The organism is Blautia sp. ZXY-1-B12, assembly GCF_056339915.1.
In genome coordinates, this window is record NZ_JBWJVP010000276.1 from 1 (window position 1) to 18,790 (window position 18,790).

Consider the following 18,790-nt stretch of genomic DNA (forward strand, 5'->3'; position numbering starts at 1 on the left):
CTATCCATAATTTCTCAAGAAAATCCACTGTACGGATAAATACTTTTTCTTCATTTTTAGTGAGAAGCTCAGATTTTTTTGTAGTCTGAAAATCATTTTCTGCCTTTTTATAAATGGATTCCAGCGTCATTTCCGGAAGGTTATCTCTGTATTCTGTCATGTAACCATAGAGCTTTGTCACATAGGCATCCATAAAATAACAGTCTGCAAATAACTGGCTGAGCTTTCCGTTCAGCAGACCAACAATACTCAGATGCTCATCCAGTGAAGCATTGCGGATCTTACCCAGAGTGATCGGTGTCCATTTACCCTGAAGCAGATCCTCCACTGCATAGTCTGTCTTATACTTATTGCATAATGCCAGATATGCGGCAAAATCTTTTGCGATCATTGGATGCTGGATATACTGATATACCACCTCTCTGTCCACTTCTTTATCCAGTGTTTCATATACCTGTATCAGCCTAGAAAGATCTTCCCAGCCTCTGGCAGTGGCAAAAATCCGTCCGTCTACTGTGTTCTCCATTCTGTAGAAATTCTTTCTGCGAAGTTCCAGATAAGAGATCACAGCAGGGTGGATCCCCTGCTCATAGGCATATTCTTTCCATACTTCAAAGTCTGGCTGCACATCAATCCTCTTGATTCTGTCAAGAGTTACCACATCAAATTCACGGACAGATTTATTGTATTCCGGCGGGTTTCCTGCTGTCACGATCACCCATCCCTCCGGTACTTTCTGATTGCCAAAGGTCTTTCCCTGAAGAAACTGCAGCATCATAGGCGCCAGGGTCTCTGATACACAGTTGATCTCATCAATAAAAAGAATCCCTTCTTTCAGGCCTGTCTTCTCCATCTTTTCATAGACAGAGGCAATAATCTCACTCATAGTATATTCTGTGACAGAAAAAGTCTCCTGACCAAAGGTTTTCTCTTTGATAAACGGCAGTCCTACTGCACTCTGACGGGTGTGATGGGTGATAGTATAAGATACCAGACCTACCTTACATTCCCTGGCGATCTGTTCCATGATCTGCGTCTTTCCAATACCCGGTGCCCCCATAAGGAGAATTGGTCTCTGGCGTATGGCCGGGATCAGATATTCTCCAAATTCATCCTTCGCAAGGTATGCTTCTATTGAGTCCTTTATCTCCTGTTTTGCTCGCTTTATATTCATAATATAAATCCTTTCCTGCTGAACACTTCTTACTTTTACTCAGTTTTTTATTTCATTATCTGTCTGGTTTCTCAAAATCATCCTCATCCAAAATCAGTTTCATGGCCCATACCGGCACATCCACATCTCTGTAATTATCCTGCATAAACACAAATGCAGTCTTATACGGCGGCATTTTCTTCGGGTAAATTCCGAATCCGTCTGTAAAATAGATCATCCCTTTCAGGTTATGAAATTCATGCTGTTCCAGCAGTTTGTCCACCCATTCAAATGCAGGCCTGAAGTCTGTTCCGCCATCTCCATACAGTTCCAGATGTTCCATATAGTCTTTCATTTCTTTCCGGGAGGTGATCCTTTTATCTGTGTGGACTTTCTCATCACACTGAATGATGTGCACATTTATTTTTGTAAAAAAGCTCTCACTCTCACTAAGTACACCGTAGGTTTCCTCCAGAAACTTTCTCACCAGTTCTCCTGAACAGGACATGGAAGTATCGATGACGATCACAAATTCCTCTATCTTCTTAACTTCTTTAGATTCCAGTGGTTCGATCAGCGGCATGTTTCCGTAGAGACGCAGACCATAGGTATAGAAATTGTAATCAAAACTGTCATCATCCACTGCCAGTTCTTCATGAAAAACTGCAAATTTCCGCAGGAATTCTCTGTAATCATACCTGCTTCTGTTCTCTGTTTTTATCTGCTCCAGGAAATCTCCGTCCCGCTCACCTGCTTCCTGGGAAAAGGTTTCCAGATCCGTCTCGATTCCATCATTGATCTCCCCCCATTTGCGGCTGAGCATGGGATTCGGTTTCTGATCCGGTTTCTTACTTTCCCAGTATCTGTGGTCATCTGTGCGAAATTCCTGTTCCAGATTTGTAAGATCCTTTTCGTTCAGATTCCATTCTGACAATATTTTATATACTCTCTGTGCGTTGAGGGTTTTTCCCTCTTTTTCAAGGAGACGGTAAGTTTCCCTTCGCAGAAGACTGCGTGAGAAACGGATACTCCGATAGTTCATCCCATCTATCATATGCTCCACTGCAATGTCACAACTCAGATCACGCATACGTTCCTGGATTGTGATTCCATCGTCTGCCCTCTTCTTACCTTCTGTACCGCTCCATGCAAAATGCCGGAAAATACAGTGGAATACCATATGCAGATACCCTCTGTTCACCAGAATCCTATTCTCTCTATATAAGCCTCCCAGCATCTGCGGCTGGAAATACATCACTCTTCCATCCGTTCCAAATCCATGGACCTGACCATCCATCTGATAAGAAAAACTGCTCAGCGCCACATCCAAAAACCGCATTCCCAGATATAATTCATCCCGCGCAGCCCTAAGAATACTGCTGCCGATTTCCTGCAAACGCTCTGCTCTTTCTGCTATTTCCTGTATTTTATCCTCTGGCTGCATCATTATTTTCCTCTATATCTATCACAGTTCAAACCTCTTTTTTCTTAGTATAGTTCTTGTATTCAAAGATTTTTCTGTAGTTTGTGATTGTTCATTTTTCCCCTGCTCTGTCCTGTCAGCTTCCTGACTATTTTGCAGCTTATCCACATCTATACGTTCACTTCCTGCCGTATTATCCACCAGATTTGCTCTTTCATTCATCAAAAATGCGGATACTTCCGTTTCTTTTCTCTTAGATGCACAATCCAACGCAGAATCAATTCCTCCCAGTGTCCAGAGTTTTTGCGAGGATATCACTTCCAATCTGTGCATATCCTCCTGCTTTACCAGATATTCTGCAATATCTCCCAGATTCTTACGGATATATTCCCTGTAGTTCTCCCTGGCTTTCCCGGTCAGTTCATAAGGAAACTCCAATCTGCCAAATGACATATCAACCAGAACTTCCAGCTTATCCATGGCTACCGCCATTTCAAAAAGCCTGTCATATTCCTGATAATTCAGCTCCTTATCATAAAAACACTGCCTGTAATTACTGCCTGATCCATGATATTCCGTATACAAAATACGCGCCGGAGTGTTCTCAACCGCCTCATCATAATGCTCCGGAAATACAAGTCTGGCTTCTTCATACTCATAAAGAAAGTTCACATCTATCCTCTGCCACATCTCGCCCAGCATTTCCTTAACACCAGACTTCTTTCCCTGCTCCATATGCACAGTCAGCTTCTCCAATGCATGGCAGCCTGTAAATGCACCACAGCCTATCTGCATCAGGCTGTCAGAAAACTCCAGCTTTTTCAGATTCCCGCAGCCATAAAAAATATATCGTCCAATCTCTTTTAAAGTGTAAGGAAAAACAATCTCCTCCACGTCATTTCCTGCCAGAACATGCTCTTCTCTGCCAAACTCAAGACCATCTGACACTTCCCACAGACTGGCATTTTTCAGGTCTTCCTTCTCATCCATATGGCTAGAAAATGCATACGGTGCTGCACTAATTACCAATTTGTCATCTATCATTCCCGGAATCTCAACTCTGCCCTCTATTCCAAAACACCGCAGAATTTCAATCCCGCCAGATTTCTCTCTGTAGTAAATCTTCATTTTCTCGTTTCTCCCCGAAGATATTTTCTCTCAAAGCACATAAAATCATCCCTGAAAAGTATAATACTTCCCAGGGATTTTTTCCAGACAATATAATTAGCGTAAAACCAGCTCCGGTTTAAAATTCAGATAGTCTCCTGACACCAGCTTGTACTCTATTCCATCCACATAGCCTTTAAAGCTGTCATCATATCGCTTCTCTCCATGACAGTGAGAATAGATCACCTTCTCGGCGCCAAATTCCTGTGCCATCAGGGTAAACGGACTCTCCATCTCTCCAATACTTGTAGGCGGATAATGAAGAAACATGATAAACTTCTCATATCCTGCTGCCTTCGCCCCTTCAAAAGAGCAGCGCAGCCGCCCCAGTTCCCGCTCTCGGATCTTCAGGAAATGCTCATAACTGTCTTTTCCTTCATAACAGTAGCCCTTGGTTCCCACCAGTGCATAATCCTCATATGTATAAAAATTATTCTGCAAAAATTCCAGCTTTCCTCTGAACATCTCATTCAGATTTTCTGTTTTCTTTGCATCCCAGAACATATCGTGATTTCCCCGAAGCAGGATTTTCCTGCCCGGAAGAGCCATAATAAAATCCAGATCCGCCTGACACTCTGCAAGATCTCTCCCCCAGGAATGATCTCCGGTAATCACTACTGTATCATTCTCTGTTACTTTTCTCTTCCAGTATTTCTCAATCTTAACTACATGATTCTTCCATCTTTTATCAAATACATCCATAGGTTTATTGACTGTAAACGAAAGATGAAAATCACCGATTGCGTATAGGCTCATTGTACACTCTCCTGTCTGTTCTGATTGTTAATTATCTTTCAATCTCGATGCTCATGGCATGCCAAGCTTCTCCGCCCCAGGTGGAATTTGCCTGGCCCAGATCTGTAAAGCCGAATTTCTCATACATCTTCACTTTTTCATCCAGACAGGTGAGGAACAGTTTCTTTCGTCCTTTTTGAGCTTCCCTCTGGCAGTATCTGGATACCAGTTCACGGCCCAGGCCCTGCATACGATATTCCGGACGGACGTCCAGACCCAGAAGCATGATATTTTTGCCTTCAGGATTACTCAGAGAAATATCTGTGAAGAATTCATCTCTGAAAGCCTCCTCATCTGTAGGAACTCCATTAAGAAATGCAGCCAGCTTTCCGGTTTCCTTATCCTCCGCTACCAGAAATGTCTCTGCTGTTGCTTTTATTCTCTCTGTCAGACTTTTCGGGGAACATGCCTCATTTGGCGGGAAACAGATCTGCTCGATTTCTATTGCCTGCTGTGTCTCCTCCGGTCTGATACATCTAAATTCAAATCTATCCATATTGTTTGTACTCATTTTATTATCCTTCTCCTGCTATCTTGTTATTTCCTGTATATTCGAGATCTGTAAGTTTCCCATATAGTTGTTTTATCTACATCGGGCAGCTTCTCTTTGATTTCTCATCCAAATCTTCCCGTACGTAGTGTGCATTAAACTCCATGTTAATGTCGCGGATTTCCTTTGTACCATCAATATATTCCTGATACATCTCTGTCAGTCCCGCCATACAGCCATCACAGCTTGCAGAAATATTCCCAAAAGATTCCTCCACAATCTGTTTTCTTTCTTCTCTGGTTGTGTCCTTTATCAAAATACTCTTAATCTCCATAACCTTCACCCCGACTTTCTTTGGTATTCTTTTGATATTTCTTTCCTTATATCTTTTATTTGATTGTAACATCTGAAAGCATTTTTGTGAAGCTAAGAAACAGGCATAAAAAACGGTCTGATTACATTCTCTCAAAATATGTCGGTTTAAAGTGTTAAAGTACTGGAATTTTAGATAACACCATGTTATACTTGTAAAGGAAAATGTGCAGGCAGTCCGGTCAGGTATAAAATATTCCTGAGTTCCGGCATTATCAAAGACCTGCATGTACTTATATGGAGGAAACAGATCATGTCTATGAAAATCAATCACGAGCTCCCTTTACCGGAGGTTCTGAAATCTCAGTACCCTCTCAGCCAGGAACTCAAAGAAGTAAAAAAACAGCGCGATGAAGAAATACGCCGTATCTTCACCGGTGAATCAGATAAATTTATCGTCCTTGTAGGACCTTGTTCCGCTGATAACGAAGATACAGTCTGCGAATATGTACGCAAACTGAAAACAGTGGCAGATAAAGTCTCTGACAAACTGATGATCATCCCGCGAGTTTATACAAATAAGCCCCGTACCACAGGTGACGGTTACAAAGGAATGCTTCATCAGCCAGACCCTGATAAGGCTCCTGACCTTCTTGCCGGAATTATTGCTATCCGCAAGATGCACATGAGAGTTATGCAGGAGACAGGACTCTCTTCTGCAGATGAGATGCTTTATCCTGAAAACCGCAGCTATCTGGATGATATTCTCTCCTATGAAGCTGTAGGTGCACGTTCTGTGGAGAACCAGCAGCATCGTCTCACTGCCAGTGGCATGGATATTCCTGTCGGTATGAAGAATCCTACCAGCGGTGATCTCTCTGTTATGCTGAATTCTGTCACTGCTGCACAGCATCCTCACCACTTCATCTACAGAGGAAATGATGTGGAAACTTCAGGAAATGATCTGGCACACACAATTCTCAGAGGTGGTGTAAACCAGTACGGACAGACTATTCCTAATTACCACTATGAAGATCTGATACATCTGTCTGCTTTGTATGCCAAAAAGGACCTTAAGAACCCTGCCATCATCATAGATGCCAACCACTCAAACTCCAACAAGCAATACAAGGAACAGATCCGTATTGTTTCAGAAGTACTTCACAGCCGTAACTATAATCCGGAACTTAAAAAGCTGGTAAAAGGTGTTATGATTGAAAGCTACCTTCTGGAGGGCCGTCAGGATATCAGTGATCATATGACTCCTGGCTGTTCCATCACAGATCCTTGCCTCGGATGGGAAGATACAGAACGGCTTATCTATGATATTGCTGAGAAATGCTGATTTTTATGGATAATACAAATAATTCCTGCTGTTGTGGAGAGACAGAACATTTTTCAGGCTGCCTGATCTGTGGAGCACCGGTCACATACAGCGTCGAAAGTTCTGTGAAAACCTGCAGCATCTGCCACAAAGAGCAGCTGACAAATACTGTCTGTGAAAATGGCCATTTTGTCTGTGATGCCTGTCACAGCTATGGTACTTATATACCGGTGAGCACAGCCCTCAGAAGCAGCACAGAGAAGGATCCCCTGCTGCTTCTGGAAGAGATCATGGACCTTCCTTCTGTCCACATGCATGGACCTGAACATCATGCCATTGTTCCCAGTGTTCTTCTGACTGCACTTCGCAATAATGGAGAGCGTATGAATTACGATACCGCATTATCTGAAATCTGTAAAAGAGCGAAGCAGGTTCCCGGTGGTACCTGCGGTTACTGGGGAGTGTGTGGTGCAGCAGCAGGTGCCGGAATCTTTATGTCCGTTATGACCGGATCCGGTCCCCTCCATAAGGATGCATGGCCCTTTCCTCAGAAGCTTGTCTCTGTTATTTTATCCAAACTGGCTGATGTTGGTGGTCCGCGCTGCTGTAAACGCACCAGCAGAATTGCTATTGAAGAAGCGATCAGGTTTTACAGGCAGTTCAGCTCTGTAAAGATTCCGCTGTCTTCTGTACTATGTAAATATTTTGAAGATAATAAAGAATGTATCAGAGAGGACTGTCCGTATTATCCTGTGAACAAATAACTATTCATAAAATAAAAAACAGAACGAAATCCGACTGATAGTCAATGGGTTTCGTTCTGTTTTCTAATAGTTTCTCTATAAAATAATACGTTTCGCAGGATACAATGCCCTATCGCTCCATTCTGCTTTTCTGCAGTCCAAAGAAATAATATTCTTCTCTGCGCAGACATTTCTGATCAGTTCTTCTCCGTTATCTGATATAAAAAGTGCTGTGATTTCTTTTTTCCCTCCAACACTCCTTACACAGTAATCTACCAGTTCCGGAAACTGAAACAGTAATTCATCCATTTCTCTCATACTTTTGGACTGGTCGATGCGCCTTACAAAATCCAGACGCCTTACCTCACTTCCGCAGATACATTTTCCGGGGATGATACGTGTATGATCGCCGGTCCTGTATCTGATCATAGGCTGTGCCTCCATCCCAATGGTTGTGATCACCAGTTCTCCCCATTGACCGTCAGGCAGAACATTTCCCTCTTTATCTATGATCTCTGTGATACAATGATTCTCCCTCATGTGCATGCCCTCATGAGCCTGACAGCAAATCGCACCCCCAAGCCCCATCTCTCTGGAACCATAATGAGGCCAGAGTGGTGTTCCCAAAATTTTTTCTATTGCTTTCATTACTGTTTCCGGACAGGCATCCCCTGATATCAGTGCTCTCTTTATACTGCCTTTTCCACACATTCTGAGCATGGAAAGCAGTGCTGTCGGCATACCTACATAAGTATCCGGCCGCTCCTCTTCCAGAATTGTTTTTAACTCACCATAGGTTTTATTGTTCCCGGTTAAAAGGGGGTGTGCTCCTATACGTCTGATTGCTTCTGCGATCAGCTCTCCCAGTCCAGAAGGACCTGAAAACGGCATGGCAACCATAGTCCTGCTTCCCGGATAAATAAACTCACCAAGTCCGGCCATAAAAAGTTCTATGGTATGTTCACAATCTCCTTCTGTATAAAATACACGTTTACCTGCACCTGTTGTTCCGCTTGTCTGTTCTGAAATGATCCTCTGTATTTCTCCCTGAGAGCACAGTAACATCCTGCCCCCTTTCTGAGCAAGGTCGGATTCCGTTGTAAAGGGAAGGGTTTTCAGATCATCAATGCTTTCCAGCCTTTCCGGCAGATCTCTATAAAATCCCTGCCTTTCTTTTTCTCTTTTCAGAACAGCATTCAGTTTATCCAACTGTATTTTGTTTATTGTTTCCCTTGTAATATCTGTAATTTTTTCCTGCCTACAGATCATTGCATCTATATTGGATCGTTTCACTTTCTGTATAAATATATTCCTTTCAGATTAGTCAGATTATATGCACAGAACGGTACCATTCCGTGATCAGGATCCACTTCACAGATATAACAGCGTTTCAGACGGTCAAGATCCAGATTCCAGGCATCCTGAAAGATCATACCTGATACTGCAAAGGTTTCATTATGTATCCGGATCAGAAACTCATCTAGCGCATCTGTCTGTGTCATTTCTCCCTCATCATAGGTTTTTGTACTGTAGCTCCACTGATTTTCCACATACTGCCTGGAATCATCACTGGTAGTACAGCAGCATCCTTTTCCTGATTTTTTTTCAAGAAGCTTCAGTTCCCGCTCTCCTTTTCTCAGATAACTTGCATGAAAGGAGCAGTAGGGATTCTCTGCGCCGCCGCCTGCAAAATCCTCAATTTTCATCAGTCCCTCTGTCTGTTCTTCAATAAGTCTCAGCATCTTTGGTATGGTGATGGGATTTTGGGGGCGCTTCTGGGAACATCTGCCAAAATAACTGATAGGCTGAAAATGTACGCCACGAACAAAGGGCATATGATCCAGACCAAATTTCAGAATATTCCCTACCTGCATATCATTTACTCCCGGCGCAATGACCGGCACAAGAGCAATACCAAGCTCTGCTTCTGAGCAGTTTAAGACCGCCTTTTTCTTCAGTTCCATCATAGCCTGTCCACGTAAAGTCTCATAAACCTGATCTGTCACACCGTCAAACTGAAGAAATACTGTATTCAGTCCTGCTTTTTTCAGCTTTCCGGCATACCCCTCCTCCCTGGCAAGCCGGATCCCATTGGTATTTAACTGAAAAAATGTAAATCCTTTTTCTCTTCCCATATGTATGATTTCAAGCAGATCGTCCCTCATGGTTGGTTCTCCTCCTGAAAGCTGTATATTAAAGGGACCTCCGTGAGCCATCAGAAAATCATACTGTTTTTCTATTTCACAGATGGGAATATCTCCCTTTTCCCTGTCTTCTCCTGCTGAAGCAAAGCAGACAGGACAATGCATATTACAGCGTTTTGTAACTTCCAGGATCATACAGCAGCCTTTTCTTTCATGTTCCTCACAGAGTCCGCAATTATCCGGACAGGATTTTTCTTTAACCTTCGGATTTACAGGCGTTTCTGCTGAGAGATTTTCTCTTCCCCAGGAAAGATAATCTGCTGCATTTCCTTCCCAGATCAGGGTCTGAAATTTTCCATGAGCATTGCATTCCTTTACCAGATAGATCCCGTCTTCACCGATACCTTTTATGGCAGGAACTACCTTCATACATTCCGGACAGACACTCTTTGTTTTGCCGATGGTGATCAAAGCTCCAGTACCTCCCGCTCTGTCAGAATTTCCATAACTTTTGTATAAGTATCTGCAATAAGTCCAGGACATTTCTCCATGATCACACCCCAGTCCAGATGAGTGATATCCTTACAGTAAAAAGCTCCGAATTCTTCCTCTGTCTTCTGGCGGAACCACTGATATAATTCCTGTACAGCCGGTTTCATCTGTGCATCTTCCTTCTCCGCAGGAGCCAGATTTCCGAGAAAATATCCGATGGCACAGGCACTTCCTGTCAGACATCCGCAGGTATCTCCACAGTAACCGATTCCTCCGCCAAGGCCTCCCATTGCCTTTACAAGCTGTGGATTTTCCTCTCCTATGGTTTCCAGAGTCATGATCATAATGATCTGTGAACAATGATATCCCATGCTGCCTAATTCCATTATTCTTTCGTAAAGATCCATACATTACTCCTTTCTGCCAACCACCATGGTATAGCCTATTTTTCTGCCTTTGTATTCTTTCTGCAGAAGCTTATGATCCTCGCAGCAGAATGAATCATTCCAGATTGCTTCCAGATAATATTCTCTCCAGAGAGCAGTCTGATCCTCCTGACAGAGAATCGTAAACCCTGTTTCTTTCACAATTTCCAGAAGATTGCCCGGATCCAGATCTGACAGCAAAAGAAATCCTCCCTTTTTCAGTACACGCCAGCATTCAGAGACTGCCTTTTTCTGATCTCTGCTGACAAAAAATGCACACTGGCTGATACAGAGATCCATACTGTCTGCTGCATACTGAAGGTCCAGAAAATCTCCCTGCTGCACCTCACTGCTTCGCGGAACAAGATCCACACCCTGCACATTCAGACCAAATGCTTTCATGATCCGCACGGTCTCTCCCTCTCCTGCTCCCAGATCCAGAGCTTTCATTCCTTTTTTCAGTTCTATGCTTTTCAGAAGATGAATTGTCTGCTCTTCCCTGCCGGGATGTCTGTTCATCTATTTATCCTCCAGTGCACGTTCCACTGCCAAAACCTTTCCAAGAGCCAGTTCTTCCGGAACATAGACAAAGCCACATTTGGGACAGACCGGCATCTCAACAGGAAAACCGTTCTCCAGATACATAAATTTTGCTTTTCCCTTTACAAGAGGAACCTTGCATTTCATGCAGGTCAGCTTTCCCTCAGGATCAATGGTATAATATGTTCTCTCTACTGCCATTACTGTCCCACCCTTTTCATAATATTCATTCTATGACTGTATGCTCTGCGTACCAGATACCCTTCTTCTGTTTCCACAAATCTCACCCAGAATGTAACATTTCCAAGTCTGCTCCTTGTCACCAGTTCTTTTGTCTCTTCATCAAAGATCGCTTCCTGATTTTCTCTGTAATCTGATAATACACGCTCCACATCGCTTTTCAGGATCATACGTTCATCCATCATACTGATGGCATCTTCTGTATATGCAACGGTATAATCTTTTTTCTCCATCATCAGTTCCTCATTCCATATATTTTTTAAAAGCTTCTCTTTTAGCTCAAGCCGGTTGTAGCGTTTCTCACTGATATCCGGCATATTGGCGGCATTTATACCATACAGAAGTTCCAGGATATGTCTGGATTCCCTGCCTTCCCTGACAAATCGGTCCCTGCATGCCATGCAGTACGTTATATATGGGCAATCGGATCGTTCCAGACACTTTTCTGTCATTTTATCTGCCATCTCTTTATTAGCGTAGGCAGTCAGTCCGCCGTATCCGCAGCAGGGAGACCGATCTCTGGAATATTCTGTATTTACAACAGTGCACCCCATATCTGCAAGAAGCTCTCTTATTGTATCCTGTGTCTGTGTATCTCCCCTGGCACCGCAGGCATCATGTATTGCAACAGGTATCTCCAGTCCTTTTGCCTGTCCGGGAAGTCCGATTTCCTTTAAGATCTCCCAGATTCCTGTGACTTTGGCGCCAAGACTCTCTTTTAACTGTTTCATACAGCTTGGACAGCCTGCTATAATCATAGGATCTCCCAGTTTTGCAAGCTCCTGCTTCAACTGTTCATTTACCTTTTCTGTCATTTCATAGCGTCCTGCCCATTCACTGATAGCACCACAGCATCCCAGCATCAGAGCAACACCGCCCTCTGTCCTCCTGCACAGATCCTCATATGCCTCTGTGACAACATCCGGCGCTATAGCTCCTGCCTGACATCCTGGGAAAAATACATATCTGCAGGTTTCATATCCCGGCTGAGGTCTGCATAAGAAAGCCTCCGAATTGGAGAACAGCATATCCATCAGTGCAAATTCATGAGGTGCCAGAGGCATTTTGTCTGTAGATACCATGTTTTCTCTTGCAGATTTGCAGACCTGGCTCATATCAAACCCATTTGGACAGGTTACAGTACACTGTCCGCAGAGTGAACAGGAATTCATCGGTTTATTCATCTGGTGATCTCCCATAATGATCTGGGTATTATTATAAATCTCACGTGCAAGAAGACCCGGATGCTTTTTATATTCCCTTAAATAGACACAGCTTTTCATACACTCATCACAGTGACACTGAATGCATCGCTTTGCTTCCTCAATAGCTTCTTCTTTTGAATATCCATCTGTGCTGCAGGGAATCTTTTTGGAGCCTTTCATCCCGTCCATATTTGTATAGAGCCTGGTGGTAACTGCTCCTTCACTGCCTCTGTTGCTGTGGGGCGAAAGATTCTGTACAAGGAGGTCTACAGTCAGGGCAGCTCTCTTTGCAGCAAAAGCTGCATCCATCACAGACCGGACCGGACCGCTGACAATTCCCGCCTGTTCTCTCAGCATGATCTCTGCGTCTGCTGTTTCCTCTGGAGCCAGCTTTTTGGCCACCTCCTCTGAAGCACAGACCACATCTGCCTCCTTCATTTTCGCTCTGATAAACGGAAGGTCAAGACTGCATCCGAATTCAAAGGAAAGGTCCATGGAACTGAGACGTTTTACCTCATTTTTGCGATCTGATTCCAAAAGCTCCGGAGCTGCTGCTGCAATATAGGCTTCATAATCTTTCTCCTGACAGTAAATGGTTGCAGGATACATCTTCTTTTCCAGTTCCCCTGCAAGAAACAGCGGGAACAATCCTGAGCCAAAGATCACAGCCTTTTTTTTCTTTCTGATACGAAATACACTGCTCCGTTTTCCAGGTTCCCCATATCGTACAATGGCACGCTCTACTTCACGTATGGATATGCCATCACCTAGCTCACAGAGTCTGCATTTTTCCTCACATGGTGCAGTACATCCGTTACAGAGGATCATGGGAAATGGTGTGATCTTTTCATAGATAGCCAGAGCTTTCTTAAAGTTTCCTTTTGCAGCATAAAACAGCATTTCTTTTGTATCTGCTTTGAAAGGACAGGCTGCAACACAGTACGCCGGCTGTTCATGAACACAGAGGCTGATCATATGATCCATCTCTTCCTTTGACATTCGATTTACGTGATAAACATGAGTGGAACCTCTTTCCTGTATATATGTCATAACCCGATACTCCTTTCATTTCCAAAGGGGAGACAGTCTCCCGTCTCCCCTTATTATATCACATGATAAAATTATACTGACAGTTATTTCTCAAGTTCCTTTAATGCTGCAAGAACCTTTTCAGGACGGGCAGGAACACGTGTGATACGTGCGCCTGTAGCATTGTAGATCGCATTCAGGATTGCAGGATGAGGAGCATCCAGCGGAGCCTCACCACAGCCGGCAGCACCGTAAGGACCGCTTGGGCGATATGTTTCATTGAAATGAAGTTCAATATCATCCGGCGCATCATTTGGATACGGAATGCCACAGTTCTTCAGAGAAGTATCATGGTTCAGATCCTCGAAATCTTCTGTAAGAGCAAGACCAATACCCTGTACAAGGCCGCCGTAGAAGTTGCCTTCTACAAGAAGTCTGTTCATGATGGTACCTACGTCAGCCACACAGGTGAATTTTTCAACTTTAACTTTACCTGTTTCTGTATTAACAGCAACTTCCGGAAGGAAGATCGTATACATGTAGGTTGCAAACGGATCACCCTGTGCTGTATCCTGATCGATCGGATGATCTGCACAGAAGGTTGTCACCCAGTTACCTTCATATTTTGTTGCAAGACCCTCAGCCACCATCTCATCATAAGTACGGAAGGTTCCGTCTTCTTTCTTCATGGCTGCCACAAGGTTTTCTGCTGCCAGACGACATGCATTACCTGACATAACCTGTGAACGTGATCCACCTGCAGGACCTGCATTAGGACATGTCTTGGTATCATTCATAACAAGTTTGATCTGTTCCGGTCTGATTCCTGCCTGACGAAGTGTTTCATGTGATGATACAAGAACCCCCATATCAGCGCCCTGTCCGTGATCTTCCCATGCAGCATACATTGTAACTGTTCCATCCGGATTCAGCTCTGCAAATGCGTTTGATGTATCAACACCATCAAGACCACAGCCATATACACCGAGAGATACACCGATACCATATTTGATCTTGCCATCAGAAGCTGCATTCTTTTCAGCCACACGTTTCTTAGCTGCTTCATACAGTGGACGAGCTGTCTTGAACAGTTCTTCTTCACAGTATACTTCAGGCGGATAACCTGTAGGGATCGTACTGCCTTCTGATTCTTTGTAACAGTTCATTTCACGGATATCGAAGGGGTCGATTCCCATCTTTGCAGCCAGAACATCTATCGCAATCTCAGATCCCATATAAGACTGAGGAGATCCGTAAGCACGGAATGCTGAACCCCATGCATGGTTTGTAAACACTGTTGTAGATTTGTTACGGATAGAATTGATTCCATAGCCTGCACCTGTAAACTGGGAAAGTCTCATTGTAAGCAGATCACCGAATTCTGAGTATGGACCATGATCCACATAGTTATTGCCCCAGAGTGCAAGAAGCTTACCATTTTCATCTGCTGCAAGCTTGATATTCATAAATGCAGGGGATCTCTTTCCTGTATAAGTAATATTCTGGAACTGATTAAATACCAGAGACACAGGACGTTCAAGGATCTTAACAGCAGCGCCGATCAGAGCCTCATTTGTAGGAGAGAACTTGTAACCAAAGGTTCCTCCTGCATGGTTTTGAACAATTCGTAAGTTCTCCATTGGCACACCGATACCATCAGCGATCATAGGCATATGCAGATGGATACCAATGGATTTGGAATGAACAGTTATCATACCGTCTTCGTCAATGTAACCATAACCGCAGTCCGGCTCAAGATGAAGATGAGGCTGACGTGAACAGTAAGATTCGATCTCAACCTGCTGTGAATCCGGAATGCTGTCCCAGTCAAAATCAGGACCCTTGATACAGTTTGTCTCAAAGAATGCGTTCGGAATACCGGGATGAATCTCTGCCGCATCCGGTGCGATGGCATCCATTGCATTCATATATGCAGGAAGCTCTTCGATCTCAACTTTAACTGCTTCTGCTGCTGCCCTTGCATGCTCTTCTGTATCAGCAGCTACGATGGCAATCGCATCACCAAACTGGAAGATTTTTTCATCGCAAAGTACAGGACGTTCGAAACCGTCTGTCTTGTTGTGTTTTGGAAGCATTACAAGACCATTGATCTTATTGGTTCCGCCTGCTGCCTTAATATCTTTTGCTGTGATAACACGAACAACACCAGGCATACTCTCTGCTTCTGCTGTGTCAATATTGAGAATATTTGCATGAGAAACCTTTGCCTGTGTAAGAGCAAGGCGAAGTGTTCCTGATGGCATCTTTAATGCATCATCTGCACCAAAATCCCAGGTACCTGTTACCTTCTGTGCTGCTGACGGACGGATATAATTTGTTCCAACAATAGAATCACCTGTCTGTTTGAACACAAGGTCTTCCTTTGTCATCTCGCCGCGCATAACTGCTGCTGCAGCCATAGTAGCATCGATCAGCGGCTTATAGCCTGTACAACGGCAGAGATTACGCTGTTTGTTAAACCAGTCTCTTACCTCCTCACGGGTAGGACTTGGATTATTGTCCAGAAGCACTTTTGCTGAAATAATAAATCCCGGTGAACAGAAACCGCACTGTGCGCATCCATATGCCATCCATGCAACCTGGATTGGATGCATATCAGAAAGTGTTCCCACACCTTCAATGGTTGTGATCTCTGCATGATCGGGAACACGGCTCATCTTGTAGATACAGGATCTTGTGACTTTTCCGTTCATAATAACATTACAGGCTCCACAGTGACCTTCACCGCAGCCAATCTTACATCCTGTAAGAAGAAGGTGATCACGGAGCACCTGCGCCAGTGTCTCATCCTTATCAAGAATAAGTATTCTCTCAACACCATTAATCTTCAATGTCTTTTTAATCATGTCCCATTCCTCCTTTTAAAAAAATTCATTTCAATCTTACTGATCTTCAGGCTTATGTGTTCCGCACGAATCATGGTCAGCTCCCCTGCCTGTCAGATCTTTCAGTCTCTCTATTCCTCTGGCGGAATAGAAAACAATGGAAGAGCTGCTCCCGTCCAGATTCTCACCGCTGAGCTTTAAAACATTTGCATTCTCATAATAATCGATGGGAAGCGTCCGGCTATATACAACCCCTGTACGCTCATCTTTTACCTGTACAGTAACTTCTTTTGCGGTAATCTCAAAAATCTTATCCATAAAAAAGTTCTCCTGTCCACGTTATTTTATATATCCATACTACCATAATTTTGCACAATTATACAAATTACAAATAATTAATAGTTGGCTATTTTATATATTGCAGACAATTTTATTTTGTTTTATTTAAAATTTTAACTATTTTTATTCTTTTATATGTTATAATAATATCAAATTTGTATAATATCATTGAAAGAAGGAGGTATCTAAATGCAGACAGGCGCCCTCATCGTGGCTGCGGGGAAATCATCACGAATGGTAGACTTTAAACCCATGCTTCAGCTTGGCTCCATTTCCATCGCACAGCGCGTGATCAATAATTTCCGGCAGGCCGGAATCTCCAAAGTAGTAGTGGTAACCGGATATCATGCAGATGTTCTGGAATGCCACCTGGCTTCCAATAATGTAGTCTTTCTTCGAAATGAGAACTATGCAAACACTCATATGTTTGATTCTGTCCGAATCGGACTTGAGTATCTGAAAGACAAAGTGGATACGGTGCTCTTTACACCTGTTGATGTTCCGCTGTTCACAGCCCAGACAGTCACTCAAATGCTCTCTCTGGGGCGTCCCCTTGTAACTCCGGTCTGTAATGGCAATCCCGGTCATCCCATTCTGATCCGTTCCACACTGATTGATTCCATCCTAAGTGATGACGGAAAATCAGGACTTAAAGGTGCTGTGGATAACTGCGGGGAACCCATGTATTATCTTAATGTAAAGGATCCTGGTATTATTCATGATGCTGATACACCAGAGGATTATGCTGAACTTCTCCGCATACACAACCAGAGTCTGATCCGTTCTGAAATCCATATTCAGCTAGCCCGGGAAAAAGTTTTTTTTGATGAAAAACTCTATTCGCTGCTTACACTGATCCATGAAACAGGATCTGTCCGCGATGCCTGTGAGCGCATGCACATTTCCTATTCTACCAGCTGGAACCTGATCCATACCCTGGAATCACAGCTTCATGAACCTCTGATCATCAGAAGCCAGGGCGGTACAAGGGGAAGCCATAGCGAACTGACACCATACGGCGAAGAATTTCTGAAACGATATGCCCGTTTTTCAGAAGAAACACGTTCCTGTTCAAAAAAAATATTTGAAGAATGTTTCGGAGGGTTTTTAAATGCGTAACCTTTATCTGGTCCGGCATGGAAAACCACAGTATCCGGATGAACATTCTTACTGTGTAGGACAGACAGATTTCTCTCTATCCATGCTTGGACATCTGCAGGCAGTCCTTCTTAATGAAGAATTGTCCGATAAAATATCAGGGGTATACTGCAGTCCTTTGTTAAGAACTGTTGAGACAGCAGGCCATATGGCACCTGAGCTTCCACATATCATTGTTTCTGATCTGTCAGAACGAAATCTGGGAGAATGGGATGGCCTTTCTTTTGATGAAATACGCCAGAGATGGCCGGACATTTATAAAGCGCGTGGGAATAACCCTGATCATCCGATCCCGGGAGCAGAAACTCCTGCTGCATCTGGTTTTCGCTTTTCGCAGGCAGTTCATAAGATTCTTTGCGCTTCTGAAGGTGATATTGCAGTGGTAACTCATACAGATGTAATCTCTTCTTATTTACATGCATTACATTCTGATATGTACAGCAGGCAGCAGTTTCGTCTGCCCTGCGGCTCTTACTATCATCTGGAAGTGAATGAAAAAAATAATATTTCTTTCTCTGATCCCAGTTATATACTGCCTCATCCTGAATTAAATGACGGACTATGTCTCAGGCTTCGCAATGCTGTTTCTCTGCCCCGTCATGTACAAGCTCACAGTGATGCTGTTACTGAACTTGCCTGTTGTTTATGCAATATGCTGGAATCCAATGGTTATATCTTTGACCAGAAGCTTGTTCGCTCCGGTGCACTTCTGCATGATATTGCCAGACTTCAGAGGCATCACGCGAAAACAGGCGGTGAACTTTTCTTACAGTTAGGTTATCCTGAGATCAGCCAGATCATTTCACAGCACCATGGTCTGTTGGAAGCCACGCTGGATGAAGCAGCTATTGTATTTCTGGCTGATAAACTGATTCAGGAAACACAGCGTGTAACCATAGAAAAAAGATTTGCCGACAGCATGAGTAAATGCAAAAGTCCGGAAGCTCGCAAAGCTCATGAGCAGC

The 18,790-nt window shown here is 43.6% G+C and carries 18 protein-coding genes; 4 read left to right on the forward strand and 14 right to left on the reverse strand.

Features of this window, described 5'->3' with window-relative positions:
- The 6 genes from AC075L_RS19520 to AC075L_RS19545 all read right to left on the reverse strand — a co-directional run.
- A partial coding sequence (locus tag AC075L_RS19520; protein ID WP_476388051.1) for an ATP-binding protein occupies positions 1-1,174 on the reverse strand: 1,174 nt, incomplete at its 3' end.
- A 55-nt stretch (positions 1,175-1,229) separates the two neighbouring features.
- On the reverse strand, positions 1,230-2,597 hold the full coding sequence (locus AC075L_RS19525) for a vWA domain-containing protein (RefSeq protein ID WP_118409113.1): 1,368 nt from the start codon (positions 2,595-2,597) through the stop codon (positions 1,230-1,232).
- Between the two features lie 21 nt (positions 2,598-2,618).
- The gene (locus AC075L_RS19530; RefSeq protein ID WP_118409068.1) at positions 2,619-3,704 is read right to left on the reverse strand and encodes a leucine-rich repeat protein; all 1,086 of its coding nucleotides are present in this window, start codon (positions 3,702-3,704) and stop codon (positions 2,619-2,621) included.
- 96 nt (positions 3,705-3,800) lie between these two features.
- Positions 3,801-4,499, reverse strand: a complete 699-nt coding sequence (locus tag AC075L_RS19535) for a metallophosphoesterase (RefSeq protein WP_118409067.1) — start codon at positions 4,497-4,499, stop codon at positions 3,801-3,803.
- 31 nt (positions 4,500-4,530) lie between these two features.
- Positions 4,531-5,049 (reverse strand): GNAT family N-acetyltransferase, encoded by a 519-nt coding sequence (locus AC075L_RS19540; RefSeq protein WP_118409066.1) that lies wholly within the window; start codon positions 5,047-5,049, stop codon positions 4,531-4,533.
- A gap of 76 nt (positions 5,050-5,125) precedes the next feature.
- The gene (locus AC075L_RS19545) at positions 5,126-5,362 is read right to left on the reverse strand and encodes a hypothetical protein (protein WP_020437247.1); all 237 of its coding nucleotides are present in this window, start codon (positions 5,360-5,362) and stop codon (positions 5,126-5,128) included.
- A 291-nt stretch (positions 5,363-5,653) separates the two neighbouring features.
- Here AC075L_RS19545 and AC075L_RS19550 point away from each other — a divergent pair, with 291 nt between their 5' ends.
- Together AC075L_RS19550 and AC075L_RS19555 are read left to right on the forward strand one after the other, a co-directional pair.
- Complete coding sequence (locus AC075L_RS19550) at positions 5,654-6,685, forward strand: 3-deoxy-7-phosphoheptulonate synthase (protein WP_118409065.1); 1,032 nt, start codon at positions 5,654-5,656, stop codon at positions 6,683-6,685.
- A 5-nt stretch (positions 6,686-6,690) separates the two neighbouring features.
- Entirely contained in the window at positions 6,691-7,428 is a 738-nt protein-coding gene (locus AC075L_RS19555; RefSeq protein ID WP_118409112.1) for a DUF5714 domain-containing protein, read from the forward strand.
- A gap of 75 nt (positions 7,429-7,503) precedes the next feature.
- Here the strand turns inward: AC075L_RS19555 and AC075L_RS19560 are convergent, their stop codons facing one another.
- The 8 genes from AC075L_RS19560 to AC075L_RS19595 all read right to left on the reverse strand — a co-directional run bounded on the left by AC075L_RS19560 (position 7,504) and on the right by AC075L_RS19595 (position 16,646).
- A complete protein-coding gene (locus AC075L_RS19560) occupies positions 7,504-8,676 on the reverse strand; it encodes a DVU_1553 family AMP-dependent CoA ligase (protein ID WP_118409111.1) in 1,173 nt (390 codons plus the stop codon).
- 20 nt (positions 8,677-8,696) lie between these two features.
- Complete coding sequence (trsS, locus tag AC075L_RS19565) at positions 8,697-10,022, reverse strand: radical SAM (seleno)protein TrsS (protein ID WP_476388052.1); 1,326 nt, start codon at positions 10,020-10,022, stop codon at positions 8,697-8,699.
- On the reverse strand, positions 10,019-10,450 hold the full coding sequence (locus AC075L_RS19570) for a DVU_1555 family C-GCAxxG-C-C protein (RefSeq protein WP_118409064.1): 432 nt from the start codon (positions 10,448-10,450) through the stop codon (positions 10,019-10,021). Before AC075L_RS19570 ends, trsS begins: the two co-directional genes overlap by 4 nt.
- A gap of 3 nt (positions 10,451-10,453) precedes the next feature.
- Positions 10,454-10,987: a class I SAM-dependent methyltransferase gene (locus AC075L_RS19575; RefSeq protein WP_022380795.1), complete on the reverse strand. Its 534-nt coding sequence runs from the start codon at positions 10,985-10,987 to the stop codon at positions 10,454-10,456.
- Positions 10,988-11,209 carry a DVU_1557 family redox protein gene (locus AC075L_RS19580; protein WP_005427475.1) on the reverse strand — a complete coding sequence of 74 codons (222 nt, stop codon included), beginning with the start codon at positions 11,207-11,209 and terminating at the stop codon, positions 10,988-10,990.
- Complete coding sequence (locus tag AC075L_RS19585) at positions 11,209-13,503, reverse strand: pyridine nucleotide-disulfide oxidoreductase/dicluster-binding protein (RefSeq protein ID WP_055059914.1); 2,295 nt, start codon at positions 13,501-13,503, stop codon at positions 11,209-11,211. Before AC075L_RS19585 ends, AC075L_RS19580 begins: the two co-directional genes overlap by 1 nt.
- A gap of 83 nt (positions 13,504-13,586) precedes the next feature.
- Positions 13,587-16,349: a molybdopterin-dependent aldehyde oxidoreductase gene (locus AC075L_RS19590; RefSeq protein ID WP_055059913.1), complete on the reverse strand. Its 2,763-nt coding sequence runs from the start codon at positions 16,347-16,349 to the stop codon at positions 13,587-13,589.
- Between the two features lie 36 nt (positions 16,350-16,385).
- Positions 16,386-16,646 (reverse strand): hypothetical protein, encoded by a 261-nt coding sequence (locus AC075L_RS19595; RefSeq protein WP_008708070.1) that lies wholly within the window; start codon positions 16,644-16,646, stop codon positions 16,386-16,388.
- 210 nt (positions 16,647-16,856) lie between these two features.
- Here AC075L_RS19595 and AC075L_RS19600 point away from each other — a divergent pair, with 210 nt between their 5' ends.
- Together AC075L_RS19600 and AC075L_RS19605 are read left to right on the forward strand one after the other, a co-directional pair.
- Positions 16,857-17,786: an NTP transferase domain-containing protein gene (locus AC075L_RS19600; RefSeq protein WP_055059912.1), complete on the forward strand. Its 930-nt coding sequence runs from the start codon at positions 16,857-16,859 to the stop codon at positions 17,784-17,786.
- A partial coding sequence (locus tag AC075L_RS19605; RefSeq protein WP_476388053.1) for a histidine phosphatase family protein occupies positions 17,779-18,790 on the forward strand: 1,012 nt, incomplete at its 3' end. The genes AC075L_RS19600 and AC075L_RS19605, both read left to right, overlap by 8 nt.

What these genes read in the sequence shown, in the direction of transcription:
- AC075L_RS19530 (WP_118409068.1), bottom strand. Translation starts at nt 3,704, where the DNA reads ATGAAGATTTACTACAGAGAGAAATCTGGCGGGATTGAAATTCTGCGG.
- AC075L_RS19575 (WP_022380795.1), bottom strand. Translation starts at nt 10,987, where the DNA reads ATGAACAGACATCCCGGCAGGGAAGAGCAGACAATTCATCTTCTGAAA.
- AC075L_RS19590 (WP_055059913.1), bottom strand. Translation starts at nt 16,349, where the DNA reads ATGATTAAAAAGACATTGAAGATTAATGGTGTTGAGAGAATACTTATT.
- AC075L_RS19550 (WP_118409065.1), top strand. Translation starts at nt 5,654, where the DNA reads ATGTCTATGAAAATCAATCACGAGCTCCCTTTACCGGAGGTTCTGAAA.
- AC075L_RS19585 (WP_055059914.1), bottom strand. Translation starts at nt 13,503, where the DNA reads ATGACATATATACAGGAAAGAGGTTCCACTCATGTTTATCACGTAAAT.
- AC075L_RS19525 (WP_118409113.1), bottom strand. Translation starts at nt 2,597, where the DNA reads ATGCAGCCAGAGGATAAAATACAGGAAATAGCAGAAAGAGCAGAGCGT.
- AC075L_RS19560 (WP_118409111.1), bottom strand. Translation starts at nt 8,676, where the DNA reads ATGATCTGTAGGCAGGAAAAAATTACAGATATTACAAGGGAAACAATA.
- AC075L_RS19545 (WP_020437247.1), bottom strand. Translation starts at nt 5,362, where the DNA reads ATGGAGATTAAGAGTATTTTGATAAAGGACACAACCAGAGAAGAAAGA.
- AC075L_RS19540 (WP_118409066.1), bottom strand. Translation starts at nt 5,049, where the DNA reads ATGAGTACAAACAATATGGATAGATTTGAATTTAGATGTATCAGACCG.
- AC075L_RS19595 (WP_008708070.1), bottom strand. Translation starts at nt 16,646, where the DNA reads ATGGATAAGATTTTTGAGATTACCGCAAAAGAAGTTACTGTACAGGTA.
- AC075L_RS19570 (WP_118409064.1), bottom strand. Translation starts at nt 10,450, where the DNA reads ATGGATCTTTACGAAAGAATAATGGAATTAGGCAGCATGGGATATCAT.
- AC075L_RS19580 (WP_005427475.1), bottom strand. Translation starts at nt 11,209, where the DNA reads ATGGCAGTAGAGAGAACATATTATACCATTGATCCTGAGGGAAAGCTG.
- AC075L_RS19555 (WP_118409112.1), top strand. Translation starts at nt 6,691, where the DNA reads ATGGATAATACAAATAATTCCTGCTGTTGTGGAGAGACAGAACATTTT.
- AC075L_RS19600 (WP_055059912.1), top strand. Translation starts at nt 16,857, where the DNA reads ATGCAGACAGGCGCCCTCATCGTGGCTGCGGGGAAATCATCACGAATG.
- AC075L_RS19535 (WP_118409067.1), bottom strand. Translation starts at nt 4,499, where the DNA reads ATGAGCCTATACGCAATCGGTGATTTTCATCTTTCGTTTACAGTCAAT.